Source organism: Mesorhizobium sp. CA16, from assembly GCF_020165175.1.
Taxonomy (GTDB): Bacteria; Pseudomonadota; Alphaproteobacteria; order Rhizobiales; family Rhizobiaceae; genus Mesorhizobium.
The window spans coordinates 52,591-73,867 of the sequence record NZ_JAIUHP010000019.1; the positions used below are offsets into that span (position 1 = coordinate 52,591).

The 21,277-nt window shown below is 63.2% G+C and carries 24 protein-coding genes and 1 pseudogene; 5 read left to right on the top strand and 20 right to left on the bottom strand.

Features of this window, described 5'->3' with window-relative positions:
• Window positions 1-234 precede the first annotated feature (234 nt).
• Window positions 235-426: a hypothetical protein gene (locus tag LB525_RS23785; protein ID WP_224547805.1), complete on the top strand. Its 192-nt coding sequence runs from the start codon at window positions 235-237 to the stop codon at window positions 424-426.
• A gap of 229 nt (window positions 427-655) precedes the next feature.
• On the opposite strand, the gene LB525_RS23790 is transcribed toward LB525_RS23785, so the two are convergent.
• From LB525_RS23790 to trbB, 14 genes and pseudogenes are all read right to left on the bottom strand, one after another.
• Window positions 656-1,180: a cation:proton antiporter gene (locus LB525_RS23790; RefSeq protein ID WP_224547807.1), complete on the bottom strand. Its 525-nt coding sequence runs from the start codon at window positions 1,178-1,180 to the stop codon at window positions 656-658.
• A 25-nt stretch (window positions 1,181-1,205) separates the two neighbouring features.
• Window positions 1,206-1,565, bottom strand: a pseudogene (locus LB525_RS23795) (Ku protein); the annotation flags it as partial.
• Window positions 1,498-2,415 (bottom strand): NADP-dependent oxidoreductase, encoded by a 918-nt coding sequence (locus tag LB525_RS23800; RefSeq protein WP_224547809.1) that lies wholly within the window; start codon window positions 2,413-2,415, stop codon window positions 1,498-1,500. The gene LB525_RS23800 and the pseudogene LB525_RS23795, both read right to left, overlap by 68 nt.
• Before the next feature lie 467 nt (window positions 2,416-2,882).
• Complete coding sequence (locus tag LB525_RS23805) at window positions 2,883-3,104, bottom strand: DUF2274 domain-containing protein (RefSeq protein ID WP_224547811.1); 222 nt, start codon at window positions 3,102-3,104, stop codon at window positions 2,883-2,885.
• A gap of 1 nt (window position 3,105) precedes the next feature.
• On the bottom strand, window positions 3,106-4,227 hold the full coding sequence (locus LB525_RS23810) for a TrbI/VirB10 family protein (RefSeq protein WP_224547973.1): 1,122 nt from the start codon (window positions 4,225-4,227) through the stop codon (window positions 3,106-3,108).
• A gap of 11 nt (window positions 4,228-4,238) precedes the next feature.
• The gene (trbG, locus tag LB525_RS23815) at window positions 4,239-5,297 is read right to left on the bottom strand and encodes a P-type conjugative transfer protein TrbG (RefSeq protein ID WP_224547813.1); all 1,059 of its coding nucleotides are present in this window, start codon (window positions 5,295-5,297) and stop codon (window positions 4,239-4,241) included.
• The gene (trbF, locus tag LB525_RS23820) at window positions 5,294-5,983 is read right to left on the bottom strand and encodes a conjugal transfer protein TrbF (RefSeq protein ID WP_224547815.1); all 690 of its coding nucleotides are present in this window, start codon (window positions 5,981-5,983) and stop codon (window positions 5,294-5,296) included. The genes trbG and trbF overlap by 4 nt, the downstream gene beginning before the upstream one ends.
• Window positions 5,984-5,987: 4 nt before the next feature.
• On the bottom strand, window positions 5,988-7,358 hold the full coding sequence (gene trbL, locus LB525_RS23825; protein ID WP_224547818.1) for a P-type conjugative transfer protein TrbL: 1,371 nt from the start codon (window positions 7,356-7,358) through the stop codon (window positions 5,988-5,990).
• Window position 7,359: 1 nt separating this feature from the next.
• Window positions 7,360-7,686, bottom strand: a complete 327-nt coding sequence (gene trbK-alt / locus LB525_RS23830; protein WP_224547820.1) for a putative entry exclusion protein TrbK-alt — start codon at window positions 7,684-7,686, stop codon at window positions 7,360-7,362.
• Between the two features lie 11 nt (window positions 7,687-7,697).
• On the bottom strand, window positions 7,698-8,456 hold the full coding sequence (trbJ, locus tag LB525_RS23835) for a P-type conjugative transfer protein TrbJ (protein ID WP_224547822.1): 759 nt from the start codon (window positions 8,454-8,456) through the stop codon (window positions 7,698-7,700).
• Window positions 8,453-10,903: a conjugal transfer protein TrbE gene (trbE, locus tag LB525_RS23840; protein WP_224547824.1), complete on the bottom strand. Its 2,451-nt coding sequence runs from the start codon at window positions 10,901-10,903 to the stop codon at window positions 8,453-8,455. The genes trbJ and trbE overlap by 4 nt, the downstream gene beginning before the upstream one ends.
• A gap of 10 nt (window positions 10,904-10,913) precedes the next feature.
• Window positions 10,914-11,195: a VirB3 family type IV secretion system protein gene (locus LB525_RS23845; RefSeq protein WP_224547826.1), complete on the bottom strand. Its 282-nt coding sequence runs from the start codon at window positions 11,193-11,195 to the stop codon at window positions 10,914-10,916.
• Window positions 11,195-11,527 (bottom strand): TrbC/VirB2 family protein, encoded by a 333-nt coding sequence (locus LB525_RS23850; protein WP_224547828.1) that lies wholly within the window; start codon window positions 11,525-11,527, stop codon window positions 11,195-11,197. The genes LB525_RS23845 and LB525_RS23850 overlap by 1 nt, the downstream gene beginning before the upstream one ends.
• Window positions 11,524-12,507 carry a P-type conjugative transfer ATPase TrbB gene (gene trbB / locus LB525_RS23855; RefSeq protein ID WP_224547830.1) on the bottom strand — a complete coding sequence of 328 codons (984 nt, stop codon included), beginning with the start codon at window positions 12,505-12,507 and terminating at the stop codon, window positions 11,524-11,526. Before trbB ends, LB525_RS23850 begins: the two co-directional genes overlap by 4 nt.
• Window positions 12,508-12,926: 419 nt before the next feature.
• On the opposite strand from trbB, the gene LB525_RS23860 reads away from it, so the two are divergent.
• Genes LB525_RS23860 through LB525_RS23870 form a run of 3 tightly spaced genes read left to right on the top strand, consistent with a single transcriptional unit; the run spans window position 12,927 to window position 15,008 of the window.
• The gene (locus LB525_RS23860; RefSeq protein WP_224547832.1) at window positions 12,927-13,586 is read left to right on the top strand and encodes an amino acid ABC transporter permease; all 660 of its coding nucleotides are present in this window, start codon (window positions 12,927-12,929) and stop codon (window positions 13,584-13,586) included.
• Window positions 13,576-14,235 carry an ectoine/hydroxyectoine ABC transporter permease subunit EhuD gene (gene ehuD / locus LB525_RS23865; protein ID WP_224547834.1) on the top strand — a complete coding sequence of 220 codons (660 nt, stop codon included), beginning with the start codon at window positions 13,576-13,578 and terminating at the stop codon, window positions 14,233-14,235. Before LB525_RS23860 ends, ehuD begins: the two co-directional genes overlap by 11 nt.
• Window positions 14,235-15,008: an amino acid ABC transporter ATP-binding protein gene (locus LB525_RS23870; RefSeq protein WP_224547845.1), complete on the top strand. Its 774-nt coding sequence runs from the start codon at window positions 14,235-14,237 to the stop codon at window positions 15,006-15,008. The genes ehuD and LB525_RS23870 overlap by 1 nt, the downstream gene beginning before the upstream one ends.
• Before the next feature lie 87 nt (window positions 15,009-15,095).
• On the opposite strand, the gene LB525_RS23875 is transcribed toward LB525_RS23870, so the two are convergent.
• From LB525_RS23875 to LB525_RS23890, 4 genes are all read right to left on the bottom strand, one after another.
• Window positions 15,096-15,794 (bottom strand): DNA-binding response regulator, encoded by a 699-nt coding sequence (locus LB525_RS23875; protein WP_224547847.1) that lies wholly within the window; start codon window positions 15,792-15,794, stop codon window positions 15,096-15,098.
• A gap of 107 nt (window positions 15,795-15,901) precedes the next feature.
• The gene (locus tag LB525_RS23880; protein ID WP_224547848.1) at window positions 15,902-16,516 is read right to left on the bottom strand and encodes an acyl-homoserine-lactone synthase; all 615 of its coding nucleotides are present in this window, start codon (window positions 16,514-16,516) and stop codon (window positions 15,902-15,904) included.
• Window positions 16,517-16,583: 67 nt separating this feature from the next.
• Window positions 16,584-17,312 (bottom strand): LuxR family transcriptional regulator, encoded by a 729-nt coding sequence (locus tag LB525_RS23885; RefSeq protein WP_224547850.1) that lies wholly within the window; start codon window positions 17,310-17,312, stop codon window positions 16,584-16,586.
• 167 nt (window positions 17,313-17,479) lie between these two features.
• Window positions 17,480-17,746 carry a helix-turn-helix domain-containing protein gene (locus tag LB525_RS23890; protein ID WP_224547861.1) on the bottom strand — a complete coding sequence of 89 codons (267 nt, stop codon included), beginning with the start codon at window positions 17,744-17,746 and terminating at the stop codon, window positions 17,480-17,482.
• Between the two features lie 127 nt (window positions 17,747-17,873).
• Here LB525_RS23890 and LB525_RS23895 point away from each other — a divergent pair, with 127 nt between their 5' ends.
• Window positions 17,874-19,211: a threonine synthase gene (locus LB525_RS23895; protein WP_224547863.1), complete on the top strand. Its 1,338-nt coding sequence runs from the start codon at window positions 17,874-17,876 to the stop codon at window positions 19,209-19,211.
• Here the strand turns inward: LB525_RS23895 and LB525_RS23900 are convergent.
• The gene (locus LB525_RS23900; protein ID WP_224547865.1) at window positions 19,206-20,279 is read right to left on the bottom strand and encodes a PLP-dependent cysteine synthase family protein; all 1,074 of its coding nucleotides are present in this window, start codon (window positions 20,277-20,279) and stop codon (window positions 19,206-19,208) included. The two genes, LB525_RS23895 and LB525_RS23900, sit on opposite strands and share 6 nt — an antisense overlap.
• The gene (locus tag LB525_RS23905) at window positions 20,273-21,211 is read right to left on the bottom strand and encodes a kinase (protein WP_318012419.1); all 939 of its coding nucleotides are present in this window, start codon (window positions 21,209-21,211) and stop codon (window positions 20,273-20,275) included. The genes LB525_RS23900 and LB525_RS23905 overlap by 7 nt, the downstream gene beginning before the upstream one ends.
• Between the last annotated feature and the right edge of the window lie 66 nt (window positions 21,212-21,277).

A 21,277-nucleotide genomic window follows, 5' to 3' on the forward strand; every position in this document is an offset into this window, starting at 1 on the left:
GTAGACGATTCGGCCCTCATCCGATTTGATGATGATTGCCAACCACCCTCCGATATGATCACAATCAGCCTCATTGCAGCGGCACCCCAACGCCCCCGCGTCTAGTCCCCGCCGCTGCAAGCCCAAGCTCAAGCCCGGCAGCCCCCTGTCGGGCTTTTTCTTTTCATCGATTTACGGAACCAGATCCAAGGTTCAGATGTTGCGGCAGATCGGGGCGCTGGAGGGAGCCAGCCAATGTCAGATGAGAACCAGACGACATCGCTCGTCCAGAGGCTCGTTGAACAAACTGGCATTACCGAGGCTCAAGCGCACGAACTTGCTCTCCTGATCGGCCTGAATTGGAATTCGCTGATGCGGGAGGCGAAGCTCCTTGCGGCTGGGGCAAGGGCTAAAGTCTCCCAGATCGGGCCACTAGCCGAGGATTGACGGCTTAGGGAACGGAATTCCTATCCTCACCACCAGTCCGCCAGCCTGGGAGCAGCTCTCCTTGCAAGGGAAAGCGATTGAAGGCACACCGGCGCGGCGCTGCTGTTTGACGGCACGTCGCGGCTGGTTTCGCGCGTGCCCTCCGTCAAGCCCTGTCGAATGTTTTTCAAGGCCGCGGCACCGACTAGCTGGTCCGCTCATGCAGCCTGGCCCTGCAACTTGCGGGTAGCTAACGCGCTTCAATCCTCAGCGCAGTCAGCGTCTCCGGCGTGATTGTCCCGGTGACCTTGAGCGAGTAATCCGCCCGCATGCGCGATAGCCCGGCCCTCAATTCAGGATTCATCTCGCCGTCTATCTCGCCGCTGTAGTAGCCGAATGCGAGCAGGGCGAACTGGACCTCCTGGACGATCTCCTTGAACTTGTAGGCGTTGCCCGGAAGCGTCTTGAGCGGCGCGGGCGTTGGTGCGATTGCGGGCGCCGCGCCGATCGCGATGCCGCCAGCGACAATCCACACGAAGGAAGAGGCGATGGCCACGGGCGTGGCGCTTGCGCCTGATGCCACCGCGACCAGGATAGCGAAACCGACGGCGGCCGCGCCATCGTTGAGCAGGCTTTCGGATTCGACCAGAAGCCCGAGCCGCGGCTGCACCTTCATCTCCTTGAAGGCCGCCAGCACCGAAACCGGATCCGTCGCCGCGATCAGCACACCGAAGAGGCTTGCGCCAGCCCAGCTCCATCCGAGCAGCCAATGCATCCCGTCCCTTGCGGAAGGGTTGGATCACGACCTCTCGGCCCCGCTGGTAAAGCACAACGCAGGATCGAGCGGCTACCCGCTTCTTAGCCATGGCCTCGCGCAGCACATTGAATGCCTCGGCAGCCGCGCCGTCGGCCGGAATGACGTAATAGGGCTTTTCAAGATATCGTGTGTCGATATCGTTGATCGCAACGAAGCAGTCGACCTCCAGCCTATGGTGCGACGGCGCCGCAACCCTTGAGCCTGCCTTCAGGGATTTCTCCTTGCCATCCTGGGTTGAGCAGGACGGCCTCAGTTTCGGCGGCCCTTTCCAGCTATTACGGACGAACGCGGATGACCGTCTTTCCCGCGCGTCGCTCGGTCGAATTGAAAGCTGCGACGGCATCGACGAGAGATGCTACCTTGCCGATATTGGTCCGCAATCTTCCATCTCGTATCCGCTGGACTATTTCGGACAGCTGGGCGCGATCGGCCTCAACGACGAAGTCGATCGCCAGGCCGTCAGCGGGTCTAACATCCGTGGGTCCGACGACTGTCACAAGCGTTCCTCCGGCCCGGATCAAGGCTGCCGACCGCTTCTGGATGTCGCCGCCGATGACGTCGAAAACCAGATCGACGCCGCCGATGTCCTCCAGAGTGTCGTTCCCAAGGTCGACGAATTCATTTGCGCCGAAGTCGAGAGCTTTCTGGCGGTCGGCGGCTCGTCCGGTGCCGATGACATAGGCTCCGGCTTCTCGTGCGAGCTGCGCCACCATCGAACCGACGGCACCGGCCGCGCCATGCGCAAGCACGCTCTGGCCCACCTGAAGACGGCCGTGCTGGAACAGGCCCTGCCAGGCGGTCAAGCCCGAGATCGGCAGGCTCGCTCCCACCGTGAAGTCTACGTCGCCAGGCAGCGGGGCAAGGTTGCGCGCTTCCATGGCGACGTACTCGGCGAGCGTGCCATCGCGATGCCAGTCCGACAGGCCGAAAACCCGCTGACCGATTGACAGCCCCGTGGTGCCGTAGCCGAGCGCGGTGACCACACCCGCCAGTTCATGGCCGAGGATCGACGGTGCCCGATCACGAAAGGCTCGATCCGCCCAGGTCGAAGGCCACTCCAGTTCGGTGTTGACGAAGCCCGCCGCATAAACCTGAACGAGGACGTCGTTTATCGCTGCCCGTGGTTCGGGCCGCTCCACAAGCTTCATTCCGGCCATTACCGCAGTCTGGTCCGTTACAACGATTGCTTTCATGGGAATTGTCTCCTCAGATATATTTGTGGTTTGGCTGAATTGCAGGCGTAACGCGTTTTCGGTTCTCAGGCAGTCGACGTCTCGGCTCGGCGCCTTCCGGGCTTGATATCGACTGCCGTGCGACGGCGGCGGGCGCTTCAACAGTCAGGCGCCGTCACGTCATGCAGCTCATCTGTCGATGAGACGGCAACCGTCAGCCATCCGGCTGATGTATGTCGTGGCTTTATCGCAGAGCTTGATCAGCTGCGGGCGCCAGACATAGCGCCACTCCTCCAACTTCTCTGGTTCCACCCACACAGTCGAACCAGCCGGCATTCCCGACGCGCAGGATCCAATCGATCCAGGCCTCGAGCACCGAGCGAACGAGCCGTTCGAGCCTCGTGTTGGGCCGTAACCATCGACAGGAGAGCTCCTATCGTCGTCTCGGCTCAAGGCGCTCGCCGGTTGGCGGCCGTGGAAAGCTCGGTTCAGGCCTGCTCCTTCTTCGCTTTCGCAAAGCCGCGGTCGGTTGCGATGAACCGTTCAAGCATTGGAGCGATCAAGCGCGATGGATCGGCAGATGGCCGCCCGGTCTCGCGCCCGAGGATCTCTGCGTATTTCACCAGATCGCGATGCAGCGGCGCCGGGAGTTCCACCGTAATCTTGACTGGCTTGTCGTTGGCGATCGTTGCGAGTTTCAACTTGGCCATGTCAGCCTCCGTATGGTTCAAGGGCAAGGTCGCGGGTAACGAGGACGCGAACGGGAAACCCCGGCCGGATCGTGAGCGTCGGCGCGATAGCGAGTTGGCGCTGAACGACCTGTTGGCCCACCTGGCTAACGCTATCGGAAGCGCCGCTTCGGAGGGCGCGCACGATATCGCTATCTTGATCGGAAGAACCGGTCTGCGCGCCAACGCTCAGAATGGTCGACAACGCCGCGGCCTTGAACAACTCGCCCCAGTGATAGTCGACGGCATCCTCCAGGCCGGCATAGCCCTGAGCGTCCGCGCCAGGCTGCCGCTCCAGCACGATGGAGCGTCCGTTGGGAAAGATCAGCCTGTTCCAGACAAGCAGCACGCGGCGCTGCCCGGAACCAATCCCGCTATCGTACTGTCCAATAATACGAGTGCCTTGCGGGATGAGTAATGAGCGCCCGGTGGGACTGTCATAGACATTTTCGGTCACCTGAGCGCTGATCTGCCCGGGAAGGTCCGAGCGGATGCCGGTAATGAGCGCGGCCGGGATCACGGCACCGGCTTGAAGCACATAGGGTGACGCGGGCGGCGTGATGTGATCCGGGGCCACGGTCCGCCGGTCAGCGGCGGCGGACAGGAAGGAAAGCTGGCGATCCTGCGCACTTGGCTGACCGTACTGACCGGCAAAGTCGTTAACAGCAGGAGCGGACGCTTCGGCGGGCCTGGGATCTCCTTGCGCTGTCTGGAAGAAGACGCGCGAGGTTCTGGCCGCTTCCTCATCGGCTCGTCGGCGCTGCTCGGCTTCGTCAATCGCGGGGCTTGCGATTGAGGGCGGCACGACCGCCTGCCCCTTGTTCTTAGCATCGAGGATCGGCCTGCCGAGATCGCCAGGCAGCGGCGGCCCAAGGATCGGGCCGGCATAGTCGCGCGGCAGTGTTGCCAGTCCGTCGGCGGGCGGCCGATTGGAGGTAGGGTAGAGCTCCTCGCCCTGCTTGAACCTGTTGGCGTCCTGCAGAGCATAAACAAGCGCGCCGCCTAGACCGAGCGAGGCGACGAAGCCGATGCCTGCGAGCATTTTGCGCGACAGACGCGTCACACGCGGCGGGTCGGCGCGAAGCCGCATGGGTTCGACGGCCATATTCTTCTCGTTCACGGCTGCAGCGCTCCTCTGTGCACTGCGTTCGGCAGCGTCGATGCTGCGCTGTCGCTTGGGCCCCGCCACAACCCATCGGTTCTCCTGTCGACGCGCACGATCCTGACGGTCTGCTGCCGCTTGCCGGCGCCAAGACGCAGTTCGGCCGCGCCAAAAAGGCGGTCGACGATGAGGATGTTCTGATCGACGCGGCTGTTGGTGATTTCAGCCTCGCCGTCCGGACCGATGACGAAAATCGGCGGCATCTCGCCTTGCACGATGCCGCGGGGAAACTCGACATAGACCCTGCGGCCATCATCGTAGGCGCTCACCGGCTTCCAGGGAGGGCTGTCGCCGGTGATGCCGTAGCGATAATTTCGCGCCGTAAGCTGCGGTATGATCGGCGTTGTGGCGACCGTCTGCAGGAGGCTCTCTTTCGGAGCCGGATATGACCAGGCAACGGCGGGCATGTAGGGCTTCGCGCCTGAGCGTAGCTCAAGCATGTAGCTGCGCCGGTCCGTCGCGATGATGAGGTTCGTCGTGATGTCCGCCCGCGAGGGTTTCACCAGGACGTGGACGCGTCGGGCAATGCCGGACCCGCTTTCGGTGTCGCCTATGATCCAGCGCGCGGTGTCACCGGCCGCGATCGGACCGTCTCCGGTCAGGCTCTCGCCAGGCTCTAGCGCGATGTCCGTTATCTGGCCAGGTGAGGCATAGACCTGATAGAGCGCTCCCTCGCTCCATGGGTAGATCTGAATCGCGTTGTAGTAGCCCTCACGGCGCGGTTCGACGCGCGCCGCGGCATTTGCGTTCTCGACACGGGCGGCCGGTGTTTGCCCGATGGCGCCGCCCCGCGCGGGCGCCCAGCCTGGTGGCACGCGAAGAGGTTTCGGCCTTTGGTCGGTCGCGGCGGCCCGAGCCGGCGGCAAGGGCGGAACGTAGGTATCGTAGCTGATCGTCGGCGGCTTCTTCGCAGGCGTGGCGCAACCCGCAAGCAGCGCTGTTGCCGAGACCAGCGCCGACAGCAGATATCTCGAGAAAGTCGTGCCGGCAACAAGACGCGAGGTCGGGCTCATTGGCTCATCTCCCGGGACCAGTTGATGGCGTTGACGTAGATGCCAAGCGGGTTGGCGCGAAGCCGTTCGGCGTCGCTTGGCATCTGCGTCACGATCGTCAGGATCGCGGTCCAGCGCTCGGTGCCAGAAAGCTGACCGTTTTCGTAGTGATGCTCGATCCAGGCGACACGGAAGGAGCCCGGCGAGGCTCTGATGACTGACGAAATGTCCACCGCGACCTGCTGCTTGCCGACCTTGGAGAAAGGATCCGCAGCGCGCGCATAGTCGTTGAGCGCCGCAGCACCCTGGTCGGTGGTCCAATCATAGGCGCGCAGCCAGTCCTGGCGCAGGATGATCGGGTCAGCGGGGATGGACCGTACCTGCTCGACAAAGCGGGCAAGATGCCACGCGATCTGCGGATCGGTCGGCTTGTAGTCGGCGGTTGCGGGCTCGATCGCTTGAGCCCGGCCCAGCTTGTCGACCTGCACGACCCAGGGCACGACGGTGCCGCGGCCCGACTGCCAGACCAGTGAAGTGGCGAGTCCCGCCGACAGGATCAGGGACCCGAACGCCATGGCGCGCCAGTTGCGTGCCTGCACGCGTGCGGAGCCGATGCGTTCATCCCAGATCTGCTGCGCCTTCTGATAGGGTGTTTCCGGTCGAGGACTCTTGCCGTAGTGGACGGCGGGGCGCCTAAAGATGTTCATTTCGTCATTTGCCTTCAGAAAGAGAAATCGAGGCTCCGCCGCCATGGCTGTCACCGGCGCGCACCGCGTGGGCGGCGGTCTGGGCGCCGTGGGCGAGGCGTTGGGAGCGATGCAGACGTCTGGCCCATTCGGGCTGCCCTTGAGCGCTGGATGGCTTGCCCGCGCTGGATGCGTCCGCCGCCGTTGGCGCAGCGGCGCCGCCAAGCGTTCCCATGGTCGACGAACCGCCGGTGATTTCAGTGGCCGAACCGGCGCCAGAGGCAAAGTTTGACTTGAGCAATTGACCGGTGCTTGCGGCGGCGCGCTTGAGCGGAGAGGCTGCCGCCGAAGCGCCAGCGCGCGCAATGCCGCCCAAGCCGGAGGCGACGCCTGCCACGCCCGACTGGCCGGCGGCGCCGAGCGTATAGGCGGCCGAACCGCCCCCAGCGAGTGACGCCCCGCCACGCGCGGTTGACGCCGCTCCCGCGAATGCGGCTGTCGCGCCTCGCGCCGCGAGACTGGCTGCTCCGTAGCCTGCAACTGCGGTGCCGCCCGCGGCAAGGCCAGTCCCGACGGCCGCACCGGCGCCGAGCTGCGGCCCACCCGCGACGAGGCCGTTCGCGATGCCGGGACCGAAGATTCCGAGGCCAAGCAGCGACAGCGCCGCCAGCACGATGGCCATCGCTTGATCGATGGTGGGGTTCTCGCCGCCGAAGCCTTGAGTGAATTCGCCAAAGAGCGTGGATCCGATGCCGATGATGACGGCAAGCACCAGAACCTTGATGCCGGACGAGATGACGTTGCCGAGAACGCGTTCGGCCATGAAGGCCGTCTTGCCGAAGAGGCCGAAGGGGATCAGCACGAAGCCTGCCAGCGTCGCCAGCTTGAACTCGATCAGCGTCACAAAGAGCTGCACCGCCAGGATGAAGAAGGCGAGTAGGACGAGCGCCCAGGCAAAGAGCAGGCAAGCGATCTGGATGAAGTTTTCAAAGAAGGAGATGTAGCCCATCAAGCCGGAGATCGCCTCAAGCAATGGTCGTCCGGCGTCGAGACCGGTTTGCGCCACCTTGCCGGGGTGCAGCAGGTCCTGTGCCGAAAAGCCGGTTCCACTCGCCTTGAGTCCAAGACCGGAGAAACTCTCGAAAACGATCCGGGCGAGACCGTTCCAGTTGGAAATCAGATAGGCGAAGACACCGACGAAGAGCGTCTTCTTGACGAGCCGCGCAAGGATGTCGTCATCGGCGCCCCAGCTCCAGAAAAGCGCGGCAAGCGTCACGTCGATGACAATCAGCGTGGTGGCAACGAAGGCGACCTCGCCGCCGAGCAGGCCGAAGCCGCTGTCGATATAGCGGGTGAAGGTGGCCAGGAATTGGTCGATAACGCCGGTATTGCCCATTTTAGCGGGCCTCGTGCAGGGCAGGATCCGGCGACGGCGAAGCGGCCGGCTCGCTTGTCGAACGCCCCGACGGCTTTTCGAGACCGAGAAAGCGGTCACGCTGTTCGGCCCACAGCCGCGCGCATCCATCGTCACGCAAAGCAGCCTCGCCGAGGACCTGGCAGCGGCGCAGGCCATCGCGAAGCGGATTAGGCCCAGAAGCCACCGGTGTGTGCAGCCCCTCCCCCGCCGGCTTGTCTTCCTTCCGGCTCATCTCGAGCGCCGTCGCCGCCATGGCGACGGCGACGAAGACGACCGCCACGACGCGAGCGAAGGTTTTGCCGTCCATGGCGATCGACCTCAGCGGTTGAACATCTGGACGGAGCCTGCCTGGTAGCCGGATCCAGCCGCCAGGAAGCGTCGGCGTTGCTCGCGACCCTGATCGACCGCCGCGGCACGTTCGGCTTCGGTCAGCGCCTGGGCGCGACCATTGGCGGCGACCAAGGCTGTCAGGTCCGCAAGCTGCTGACCCTGAAGCGCAAGCAACTGGTTGCCAGCTTGCGTCGCCTGCAGCGCACCGGTCGCCGATTGGCTGGCGCCGACCAACGCCGACATCTGCGCGCGGCCGGTGTCGATGTTTGAGACGACACCCGCCTGGACGCGCATTGCGTCCTGGAGGCCGCCCACTGTGTTTTGCCAGCGCGAGCGCGCATCCGCGACGAGTTGCCGGTCGGAGGAAGAGAGCGAGACGCTGCTGTATTGCTGCTGAAATGCCTTGTCGATCTGCTGGACGTCGAAGGCGATGTTCTGTGCTTCACCGAGAAGCTGTTGCGTGCGCTGCACCGACTGTTGCAGTTGCTGCAGCGAGGACAAAGGCAGGCTCGCCAGGTTGCGCGCCTGGTTGATCAGCATCTGGGCCTGGTTCTGAAGCGAGGTGATCTGGTTCATGATCTGCTGCAGCGAGCGCGCGGCCGTCAGGACATTCTGCGAATAGTTCGATGGATCAAACACGATGAAGGCATGCGCTGGCGCAGTCACCATCGGCGAGATCGCGACCGGCGTGGCGAGCGTCGCCGCGACCAGAAGAAGGACACGGCGGCGGCTTTGACGAACAGTCATGGTCTGGGATCCTTTTCAGGTTCGGGAACGGTGAGGTCGGGAATGAGGTCGGCGGCCCAGCCGACGTCGCGGGCACGCAGCCAGGCCGACAGGAAGCCGTCGCGGCCATGCTCGGCAATGATGCTGCCGATCAGGGCCTGATCGCTCTTGGAGGACGCGGCGCAAAGCGCAATCCCGACCTCGGACAGGCCGAGCTCGAAGAGACGGTTGCCGCGACGGGATTGGCAGTAATAATCACGCTTGGGTGTGGCTCTGGCCAGGATCTCGATCTGGCGGTCGTTCAGGCCGAAGCGGCGATATATGGCGGTAATTTGCGGCTCGATCGCGCGTTCATTGGGCAACAGCAGCCGGGTTGGACAGCTTTCGACGATCGCCGGCGCGATAGCCGAATTGTCGATGTCGGATAGCGACTGGGTGGCGAAGACGACGCTGGCATTCTTCTTGCGGAGCGTCTTCAGCCATTCGCGCAACTGCCCGGCGAACGCGTCATCGTCGAGGGCAAGCCAGCCTTCGTCGATGATGAGCAGGGTCGGACGACCGTCGAGGCGGTCGCCGATGCGATGAAACAGATAGGACAGGACGGCCGGCGCGGCCTGCGTGCCCACCAGACCTTCGATTTCGAACGCCTGCACGGATGCCTGGCCGAGGTGTTCGGCCTCTGCGTCCAGCAGCCGGCCGTTCGGGCCACCGACACAATAGGGACGAAGCGCCTGTTTCAGGTCGTTGGCCTGCAGAAGCACGCTGAGCCCGGTGATGGTACGCTCCTCGACCGGCGCCGAGGCGAGCGAGGTCAGCGCCGCCCAGATATGCTCCTTCGCCTCCGGCGTGATCTGGATGCCCTCGCGCGTCAGGATCGCGACGATCCAGTCAGCCGCCCAGGCGCGCTCGTAGGTTTCGTGAATGCGGGCGAGCGGCTGCAGCGAAACGGACGCGTCCAGGCCTTCGGTGAGATGACCGCCGAGATCGTGCCAGTCGCCACCCATGGCGAGCGTCGCCGCGCGGATCGAGCCGCCGAAATCGAAAGCGAAGATCTGAGCATTGCTGTAGCGGCAGAATTGCAGCGCCATCGCCGCCAGCAGCACCGATTTGCCGGCGCCGGTCGGGCCTACGACCAGCGTGTGACCGACATCGCCGACATGAAGAACCAACCGGAACGGGGTCGAGCCTTCGGTCTTGCCGTAAAGCAAGGGAGGACCGACCAGATGCTCGTCCCGTTCCGGCCCCGCCCACACGGCAGAGAGGGGGATCATGTGGGCGAGATTGAGCGTCGAGATGGGCGGCTGGCGGACATTGGCATAGGCATGCCCGGGCAACGAGCCGAGCCAGGCATCAACGGCGTTGACGGTCTCGACAATGGCCGTGAAGTCGCGGCCCTGGATGACCTTCTCGACGAGCCGCAGTTTCTCGTCGGCCACGCGCGGGTCGCTATCCCATATGGCGACGGTCGCGGTGACATAGGCTATGCCCGCCATGTCGGCGCCGAGCTCCTGCAATGCGGTGTCGGCATCAGCCGCCTTGTTGGCGGCGTCGGTGTCGAGGAGTGCCGGTGCCTCGTTGGTCATCACCTCCTTCAGGATCGAGGCGATGCTCTTGCGCTTGGCGAACCATTGCCGCCGTATCCGGGTCAGAAGGCGGACAGCCTCGACCTTATCGAGCAGGATCGCGCGGGTCGACCAGCGGTACGGGAAGGCCAGGCTGTTGAGGTCGTCAAGCAGGCCAGGTGTGGTGGCGGTCGGGAAGCCGAGGATGGTAAGCACGCGGAGATGCTTGTCGCCAAGCCGCGGTTCGAGCCCGCCGGCGAGCGGCTCGTCGGCCAGCAGCGCATCGAGATAGATCGGGATCTCGGGGACGCGCACCGAATGACGCTTGGTCGAGATGGTCGAATGCAGGTAGGTGAGCGTTTGGCCGTCGTCGAGCCAGTGGCATTCAGGCATGAAGCCGTCGAGCAGAGAGAGCACACGCTCAGTCCGGTCGACAAAGGCGCGGACGATCTCGCCAGGATCCGCGCGCGACTGGTCGCGACCCTCATAAAGCCAGCCCTCGGCGCGCGTGGCGTCTTCGGGCGGCGGCAGGAGCAGGAATGTGAGAAAGTAGCTCGATACGAAATGAACCCCCTCCTCGTCGAAGTCGGCTTTGCGCTCGGCATCGAGCAGGCCGGAGGCCGCATTGGGAAACTGGGTTTCCGGGTACGACGCCGCTTCGTGGCGCTGCGCTTCGACGAAGATGCTCCAGCCCGAGCCGAGACGACGAAGGGCATTGTTGATGCGCGCTGCCACCGCGACAAGTTCCGCCGCTACGGCGGAGTCGAGATCGGGTCCGCGAAATCTCGCGGTGCGCTGAAAGCTGCCGTCCTTGTTAAGCACGACCCCGGGGGCAACGAGTGCCGCCCAAGGCAGAAAGTCGGCAAGGCGAGCAGCAGTCCGGCGGTATTCGGCAAGCCTCATCATGGCAGTGCCCTCAAACCGACAGATGTCCGGGCAGCCGCAGGTGCCGGCGGCCGACTTCGAAAAAAAGCGGATCGCGCCTGGCAGCCCATACCGCCGTAAAATGTCCGATTGCCCAAATGAGAAGACCGACCAGCCAGAGCCGCAGCCCAAGACCGACAGCGCCCGCCAGCGTGCCATTCAGGATCGCGATTGCACGCGGCGCGCCCCCGAGCAGGATCTGCTCGGTGAGCGCCCGGTGCACCGGCACCGTCCACCCCGGCACAGCGCCGAGCTGTTCGAAAGCGGTCGTCATCAGATCAACGCTCCGCCGCCGAAAGAGAAGAACGAAAGGAAAAAGCTCGACGCCGCGAAGGCGATCGAAAGGCCGAAAACGATCTGGATCAGCCGCCTGAAGCCACCCGAACTGTCGCCGAAGGCCAGCGTCAGACCGGTGACGATGATGATGATGACGGCGATGATCTTGGATACCGGTCCTTCGACCGACTGCAGGATCTTCTCGAGCGGCTGTTCCCACGGCATCGAGGAGCCCGACGCAAGGGCGACCGGCGCGAGCATGAGATTGAAGGCAATGGCGGCGCTGGCCGCGGCCAGGCTGGCTTGGCAGCGCGAAAGCAGGCGGATCATGAAATGTCTCCTGTGTTGATCGGTGTGGCTTCAGCGATGCGATAGTCGCCATCGGGGCCCAGACCCTCGACCCTGACCAGTTCGACAAGCCGTCGCGCGGCGCCGCGTCCGGAGAGCACGGCGACAAGGCCGATCGTGTCGGCGATCAGCGCACGCGGGACAGTGACGACGGCCTCCTGGATCAGCTGCTCAAGTCGGCGCAGAGCGCCAATACCGGAGCCCGCATGAAGGGTGCCGATGCCACCGGGATGCCCGGTGCCCCACGCCTTCAAGAGGTCCAGCGCCTCGGCGCCGCGCACCTCGCCGATCGGAATGCGATCGGGCCGCAGGCGCAGCGAGGAACGAACCAGGTCGGAAAGCGTGGCAACGCCATCCTTGGTGCGCATCGCGACGAGGTTGGGGGCCGCGCATTGCAGTTCGCGGGTGTCTTCGATGATGACGACCCGGTCCGTCCCTTTCGCCACTTCGGCAAGCAGCGCGTTGGTCAGGGTCGTCTTGCCGGTCGACGTGCCGCCGGCAACGAGGATGTTTGCGCGGCCAGCAACCGCGCCGCGCAAAACAGCGGCGTGACAAGACGTCATGATGCCCGCCGCGACATAGTCATCGAGCGTGAAGACGGCGACCGCGGGCTTGCGGATGGCGAAGGCCGGCGCGGCGACCACAGGCGGCAGCAGGCCTTCGAAACGCTCACCGGTTTGCGGCAACTCGGCCGAGACGCGCGGGGAACGGGAATGGACCTCGGCACCGACATGATGGGCGACAAGCCGCACGATCCGCTCGCCAGCGGCAGGCGCCAGCATTTCGCCCGTATCGGCCAAACCTTCCGAAAGCCGATCGACCCAGATCCGGCCATCCGGGTTCAGCATGACCTCAATGATCGCGGGGTCGTCCAGGAAACGGGCGATGGCGGGCCCGAGCGCGGTGCGCAGCATACGCGAGCTGCGCGCGCGTGCTTCGGTATCGTTGTGCAAGATAGCCATGCTGTCCCCGTTTGGCCCGGGAACTCATCGAGCAGTTTCCGGTCGGATGAGCAAAAGAGGCCTGGAGCAGTCCGATTCAACAGCTTTCGACCGCCGTCGTAGCGCGGCGAGCAAAAACCGACGAACGGCGGCGCCGAGCTCAGGAAGCTTTAAGGCCAGCGTATCGCGGCGTTCCAACATCGGCAGAATGTGAACGCGCGCAATGGTACGTACATGTTTATTGACATATGACTCCCGCCGGGTTTATGAAATGGCCTGGCAGTGGCGGCGATCGCCCTTTCCACGGCGCGGAGGATTGTCATGCGGTTCGGTCCCGAGGGCTCGGTTTCGCGGCGCCAGAAAGGCGCTTCCAAATATGCTCGAAACGCTCCGACGCTCGCTTCCCCGCGCCCCTTGACGGCAGGGGGCGGCGAAGCTTCATGAGCATGCTCGACATCTGGCTTGGGATCCTGCAAGGGCTGCGCATAACGGCAGCGGTCACCGCCTATGGCTTGGTCTTCGCGGTGCCCTTCGCGCTTGTTTTCGGCGTCGCGCAGTTTGTGACCACCGGCTTGACGCGTTTTCTGGTCACGGCAGTAATCGAATTCTGGCGCAGTTCGGCGGTCGTCGTCCTGCTCTTCGTCTTCTACTACGTTCTGCCGGTCATGGGGGTCACTCTGTCGGCGATGACCGTCAGTGCGTTGGTGCTTGGCCTCAATAGCGGCGGTTATGCCAGCCAAGCTGTGCGGGCCGGGCTCCAATCTCTTCCTGCCGGCCAACGCGAGGCTGGCATGGCGCTCGGCCTCTCTCGCCCGGCGATCCTGCTTCTGATCGAGCTTCCCCAGGCATTGGTCGCCATGAGTCCCACATTCGTCAACAACCTTATTCAGCTGGTGAAGGCGACTTCCCTCGTCTCCTTGGTCACGCTGACGGACATGACCTTCCGCGCCAAAGAAATCTCGCAGACCGAATACGACCCGGTCGCGATATATTCGGCGTTGCTGCTGGCCTTCTTTGTCGTCTGTTATCCGATCGCGCTCGCCGGCCGCTGGCTCGAGGCGCGGGTCAATCCCGAAAGAGGAACGCCTCGTGGGATTTAACCTCGATTTCGCGCTCTCGACCATCCCGATCATAATCGGTGCGATCGGGACTACCCTGCTCGCCACGGTCTTGAGTTGCCTCGGTGCGTCGGCGCTTGGCTTCACTTTCGAAATGATCCGCCGCGGGGGCGGTGCGCCTGGCCTCGCCGTGCGTTTCCTGATCGATTTCATCCGCTCGACGCCGGTCTTGGCCTGGCTTTATTTCCTGTATTTCGTCATGCCCTTCTACGGGATCCGGCTTGGCGCCATGACGGTGGGCATATTGGGGCTAAGCCTCTATTACAGCGGTTATCTGGCGGAGGTGTTCAAGGCGGGCATCGACGCTATTCCGAGGGGCCAGCAGGAAGCAGCCAGAGCCTTGTCGCTCACCCGCCGCGACACCGTCATCTTCGTCATCGCACCGCAAATGCTGCGCAACATCGCCGCGCCCCTGGGCAACTACCTGGTTTCGATCCTTAAGGCGACGCCTTATCTCGCGATCCTGGCCGTGCCGGAAATGCTCGGGCGTGCCTTCGATATCGCTTCCGAGACCTATCGCTACGCGGAGCCGCTGACCGTCGCCGGCGTTCTGTTTCTCGCCCTGGCGCTGATCGTTTCTTATGGAGTGAAGCGCATCGAGAAGCTCCTGCTTGCGAGCGGGCGCCGCTGATGCTCGCCCGGCACGCGCCTGCGACCTCGACGCTTCAGCCCTCCCCGCTCGTGCGGATCGACGGTCTCAACAAGTGGTTCGGTGCCCTGCACGTTTTGAAAGACATAGATCTGACCTTACGGGCGGGTGCACGCGTCGTCGTGTGCGGACCCTCCGGGTCCGGCAAGTCGACATTGATACGCTGCATCAACGGTCTCGAGCGTTTCCAAAAGGGGATGATAGAGTTTGAAGGCAGAAGTCTGGGGAAAAGCGATCGCGATGCCGCGGCACGCCGGCTGACAGGCATGGTGTTCCAGAGCTTCAACCTCTTCCCTCACCTCACCGTGCTTGCCAACTGCACGCTGGCGTTGCGCCGGGTCCTTTTGAAATCGGCGCGGGAGGCCGAAGAGATCGCGATGCGGCACCTGACAGCGGTGCATATCGCCGAAAAGGCGCGGGCCTATCCGGCCCAGCTGTCGGGCGGGCAACAACAGCGGGCGGCGATCGCGCGTGCGCTCTGTCTCGATCCCCGCATCATGCTTTTCGATGAACCCACCTCGGCGCTCGATCCGGAAATGATCAAGGAAGTGCTCGACGTCATGATCGCGCTCGCGAAAACCGGCGTGACCATGGTCTGCGTGACGCATGAAATGGGTTTTGCACGCGAAGTCGCGGATGAGATCGTTTTCATGGACCAAGGCAGCATCGTCGAGCACGCGTCTTCCAGTGATTTCTTCTCTGGAGCCGCTCACCCGCGCGCCAGGCTGTTCCTGGACACCATCCTGAGCCATTGAGAGCCGACACCTGGTGAACGTCACGCATGCAACCGCGGCGCGATCGGCAACATGACAACTGGATCGGCGCCGGCATCGCCGCGCGAACTACCAGTCCGGCGCGAATGCATAACCAGCAGAGCGGACGGTCCGGATCACATCGCTTCCCACAGATGCCCGAAGCCTTTTGCGCAACCTGGCAATATGAACGTCAACACCCCTTATATCGGTTGCGGCGGCGTGTTCAGGCCATGCGGTCGCGACCAGTTCCTCTCGGCTGAGGACCTTGCCGGGTTGCGCCAGAAGGCTGCGCAAAAGCTTGAATTCGATCGGCGGCATAACGATTTCTTTTTGCTTGAAGAAGGTCCGGTGGGTCTGTCGGTCCAAGCGGAAATCGCCCTGCACCAGATCGCCTGTCTTGGTTTCGCGCGCGAGCTTCGCAACACCTGCCTTGCCATGCAGCCAGGTCAGAAGCTGCTCGGGGGCAAACGGACGCGAAAATATCTCGTCGACGCCCGCCTTGATAAGGTCCAGGTGCAGTTTGCCGGAACGAGGCGCGACCAAGCCTGCAAGAAGCGTTGCTCTTGTCGCCTCGGACGACTTCAGCGACAGGCATTGTTTGGCGATTGCGCGGTCGCCCGGATGACAGTCCAGGATAACGGCAAGCGGCGTTTCGGCCTTAATGGTCGACGCAATCTCCTTGTCCGCCGTGATCAGGCGGGTTTCGAAGCCGGCTACGGAAAGGATGTGCCCGAAAACCAGAAAGAAATCCGGGTCCTTCGAAGAGATCAGGACCAGCGGCGTCATGAGTCCATCAACCCAATGCGGTGCATCATAGCGCTGACTACCGCGCAAATGGGCGCGATGACAATATCCTCTGGCGAGCGAACCTTCAGCTGCCGGTGGCAATCAGCCTAGATTTTATCCGCAAGTATGACGCCGCTGATGCCGTAAGCGCGGCGCGTCTGCTCAATGGCCTCAGGCGTGACATCGATCAGCAGCGCGATGATATCGCCATCCGGATGCTCGAGAGCATTGCCGAGTTCGTAAAGCGTCCAGCCAAGCGCACGCAGGCGTTTCGGCCAGAATGTTTCGCACACCACGCTGATCTGTCGAATCCCCAGACTTTGCGCCGTCTCGAGAAGGCCGCACAGAACAAAGCCGGCGATCGGCGACGAGGTCCCGTGCGTGCGAAGCGATGGGACGACAAAAAACCGCGTCCATTCGAAGATATCAGCCGCTCGCGGAGGCGTGCCGCCGGCGAGAACCGGGAAGACCTCGCTCATGAGATGCGGCTGCAGGGTCGGTACAAGACGCGAGCCGCCGACGATCCTGCCGTTGGTATCGAGCGCCAGAACATAAAGCGCGTGCTCGTTGTCGAAGGCGTCGATCTCGATGTTGATGGGCCGGGCGACGGCGCGCCAGCGTCTATGCTTGACGTAAATGTCGTACCGGATACGAAAATAGCGCTCCAGCACTTTTCTATACTGCTTCCTGTTTTCCCAGGTGACCAGATGAATACGGACCATGACGCCTCCAAAAGTGGAGGTCGTAGGAAAACACGCTTCATGCCCGTATGATGGTATTCAGGTATTGCTAAATCTGGATTTCCTGTCGCCGCAGAGCTTTGACGATGGCATGCGAGACGTTGGCTGCATCGAGCTTGCCTCGAATGTTGCGCTGATGGCTCTCAACCGTGTTCCTTGTGACGCCCAGGATGCAGGCGATGTCTTCGTTCGACTTGCCTTCGGCGCTCCACTCCAGGAGTTCGCGCTCGCGCGGCGTCAAGGGCGCGGCCTCTACGGACTGGCCGGATTCTTCCAGCCCTGACAGGCGTCGGAACGTATGCACGCAAAGCGTCTCGATGAACGGCACGACGCTCGGCGCTATTTCAATCCGATCGCCCGCTGCCGTGACGACGCCTGGGCCCGCCAGAGGCACGTGGACGGGAACACAGAGGCCTTGGCCCATTCCGAAATCCGCCGCTTCGTCCATCACCAGCTTTGCGCGCGCAACAAGCTTTGCCGGCGGCAGTTCCTGCCACAGGAACGGCTTCGACGAATGCCGGCACTGCGCGACGCAGGGATCATGCGAAAAGTAATCCTCTGACATGTAGCGAAGATACCATTCGGGCGGCCAACCATCGACCAGGATCTCTCGCTTCCAGTCGGTGTCGTGCGGCACCGGCAGACCGGTGATCAGAAAATAACGCAGGCCATAACGCTCGATGGCAGAGCGGAACTCTTGGAGGATACCATCCACCGAGCACGCGGCATCGATCCTTGAGATCGCTGCAAACAACCCGACAAGACTATCGATCTCCATCGGCAGACCTCGACAAGAGTCAGGCCCCGTCCCGGCCAGAAACTTACGGTCACAGATGCGATATATTCAATGGGACTTGCGCCGAATGTACACTTCAGGAGTCAATTAGCTGGCACAAAGATAAAGAGCCTGAAAGCCGTATCAATGCTGGCTGAACAGACCGCGCTTCATTCCGCTGACTTTGAGGTCGTCTGCTTTGTCCCGCGGACTGCTCGCAGATTCGATGGAACGGCCGCGATCAACTCTTGCGGCTCCACATCCAAAGCCTTCGCCAGGATCTCGACTGTATCCAGCGTGGCGTTTCGCCGACCGGCCTCGACGCTGCTGATATAGGCTCGCGTGCGGCCCGAAACGAAAGACAACTGCTCCTGAGACAGTTTTCTTTCTCTCCGTAGCCGCTGCACGTTCAAACCAAAAACGCCGCGAAGTTTCATCAAACAACGGATGCTACGACGCGCACTATGGTGCGACACACTATAGTGCACATTCCGCATTGACAGCGGTGCTGTTGGCTGTTTGAAACTACCAGCGAATTCATCGTTTCCTGACACAGGAATAGCCATGCCGAGCCGGCCGTTTCGCGACCTCGCGCACCAGATATCCGTGCGTGCCTCAGGCAAGATCAGCCGACCCCGAACGAACGAGAGCCGGGTCCTGGAATTCGTCTGCATCCGTTGCGGTGCCTCCTACCCCGCCGATATCAGCATCGACTCCAAGGGGTGCGCGCGGTGCCAGGCGACCGCACCCGCAAATCTTCGGCCCGTGTATGCGGATCCTCCCGCTCATCCCGTGGAGGGCGCCACCGCCTCGCGCTCGCTATGGCGTTTTGCGCATATGCTCCCCTGCAATGCCGCGGATGCAGTGAGCCTTGGCGAGGGTTTGACGCCCCTGCTCGCGGCTCCGCGCATCGGCGCGCTTCTCGGCGTGCCCAACCTCGCAATCAAGGACGAAGGCCGGAACCCGACCTGGTCGCATAAGGATCGCTTCTCGACCGTCGCTGTGAGCGTGGCGCGCGCCCGTGGCGCGAAGGTCGTCGCGACCGCGTCTTCTGGCAACGCCGGCGCTTCGCTGGCGGCCTACGCTTCCAGAGCCGGGCTGAAGTGCGTTGTCACTACTTTCGCCGGGTCTGCCGGCGCGATGCTGGCGCAGATCCGAAAATATGGGGCAACGGTGCTGCCCTTGGTCAACAAAATGGACCGATGGTCGCTGCTGGAACAGGCGTCTGCCCACTATGACTGGTTCATCGCCTCGCCCTATCACGGTCCGGTGGTCGGCAGCCATCCACTCGGCATAGAGGGCTACAAGACGATCGCCTACGAGATCGTCGAGCAATCGGATGGCGCGGCGCCGGACTGGTGCGTCCTGCCGGTCTGCTATGGCGATGCGTTGTCCGGCCTGTGGGCTGGCTTTTGCGAGTTGTACACGCAGGGGACCATCACGCAGCTGCCCCGTCTCGTCGCGGCGGAGGTGCACGGGTCGTTGGCGGACGCCCTTGCCAGCGGCGCCGATGCCTTGAGTGAACGCAAGATGCTCTTCGACAGCCTTGCCGTATCGATCGGCACGCCGCGCAGCACCTTTCAGGCTCTGAAGGCTCTGCGCGAATCGGGCGGGCACGCGGTCCCCGTCGACAATCATGGCCTGATCGCGATGCAGGAACGCCTTGCGCGCGACGAAGGGATCTTTGCCGAACTGGCATCGGTTACGCCGCTGATCGCGATATCGACGTTGAGGAATCGAGGGGTCGTCGCGGCCACAGACCGCGTCGTGGCCGTCGTGACCGCCAGCGGACTCAAGGACCTCGATCGGTCCGCCGGATCGAATGAACACGGCCAGATCTTCCAGACGACGCAAGACGCCTGGCGTTGGCTCGACAAAAGCGGGCTGGATCTCGCCTCATAGATTCTCCACCGCACCAATAGCCGACGGCACCGCACTTGCTGCCTGGGTTTTGAGCACATCGTCGAGACTGCGCCGCAGCCAAAGAAAGCGCGTCCATTGGGTCTCTGCCGCCGGTGCGATTGTCGTCAGCGTCCTCGGCTCAGACGGTTCCTTGCAGGGCCAGCCAGGCAGGGTTGCAAGCCAGTCGTCATTGTAGACGGTCTCGGCATGGCGATGGCCTTCGTCAGGCATGATGACCGCGACCTGTGCGTCCGAAAGGGTCGTTGCAACCCACCGCGCCACCAACGCAGCGGCGCCGCTGGTCGGCCCCATGAAGATGCCGTGCTCGCGCAACAAACGGTGTGCGCTCAGATACGCCGGATAGGCGCCGACCCAATGGATCTCGTCGACAAGCTCATGCCTGACGTTTTTCGGCAGAACGCTGTTGCCCAGGCCCCGCAGCATACGTTTGCCGACGGGCTGACCGAACAGAATGCTGCAATGGGTATCGACGGCAAACACCGTCAGATGGGGAAAGACCGTTCGCAGAAAGGATGCGGTGCCGCATAGCGAACCGCCCGTCCCGACGCAGCCGACCAGACAATCGACCTTTCCCATTGCCCGGATGAAAAGTTCAGCCAGCCGCGCATAGGCGAGCCAGTTTCCCGGACTGTCGTATTGGCGGGTCCAGAAGCCGTCCGGCTCCTTGGCCAGGATTTCCCGCAGGCGCTCAAGCCGGCCAGGCTGATTGCCGTCACCGCGGGGATCGTCAAGTGCGATGACCGTGGCGCCGATGCGCTCCAGCCGGGCTTTGTATTTGGCGTCGATAAGGGTCGAAGCGGTGACGAGGGTAAGGCGATAGCCACGCGCCGCCGCGAGCAGCGCCACCGCCATGCCGAACGTGCCAGACGTCGTCTCGACGATGTGGGAGCCTGCCTTCAATTCGCGATTCGACGCTGCCCGATCCAGAATGTAGCGGGCCGGCATCAGCTTCATCAACGGAAAAGCCGCCGCCACCAGATTTGGCGCCAAGCGAGCAAGGCGTGGGGTCTCAAGGTCCCTGAAATAGTCGACTGCGAGGGTCACCATGTCCAGCCCTCCGCATGGACCAGATGGACCTCGACGTCCTCGAAGCCGGCGCGTCTTATCTGTTGTGCGGTCAAAGCTGCCCGTCGCTTCAGGTTCGATGCGAAAAGATCGAAAATCAGACCAAACAACGAGCCGCTATGGGCGACTTGCACCCCGCAGGCCCCGGCTCGCCTGGCGATTTCGGCGATCTCGTCGAACCCTTGTTTCGGCAAGTGCCGTTGACTGATCACCGCGCTGGCCGAGGCGGCGCGTCCGAGAAGATTTGGATCCTGACGGTAAACCGCGCGCGCCACCAGCGCCCGAAGCACGCCGAATTCCTGGATTTCGGCACTGTCGTAGCGCGCCGGCGGCAGCTGCAATGTGTCGACCGGGACGCCGCCATTCGCCTTGAACCCGACCAGAAGCAGCGGCGGCAGCGAGCCGCCGAAATTCTCGATCACCGTGCCCTCGCGTTGCGCGAACAGGACCGCATGCTCATCGAACGCGATCGCGTCGCTGGCGCGCTCGGCAGCGACGGCGAGACGCCCGATGCTCGAGGGCCGCAACTGGATCTTGAGGGCTGCGGCCACAGCGCGAATGGAAGCGACAACGTCCGCGGTCGATGAGCCGTAGCCGTGCCCCACGGGAATCGAGCTTTGAAGTGTCAGCACGCCACCGCCGGTTACATTCAAGAAATCGAGTGTGAGCCGCGCGGCTGCCGAAGCCTTGATCTTATGATCGGGGTGGACAATGACCGCATCGCCGTCGGTTCTGGCAAAGGTCGCCTCGGACCTCAAAGCGGCGATCGGCAGCGTGACCAGCCCGCGATGAAGGCGCCCGCCATCATCCTTGAAGACGCCCTGGATGAGCTCGCCGTGATGCGCAATCGCCGCCCCCGTCCCGATCGAAGACCGCAGCGTTTCACGGCTCACAAGATTGCCGGCGCCAGCCATTTTCATCTCCCCCGCGCTTTCTCGCAGCGGAGGAAGATGGCGCTGACGGGTCAGGCCCGCTCTCAA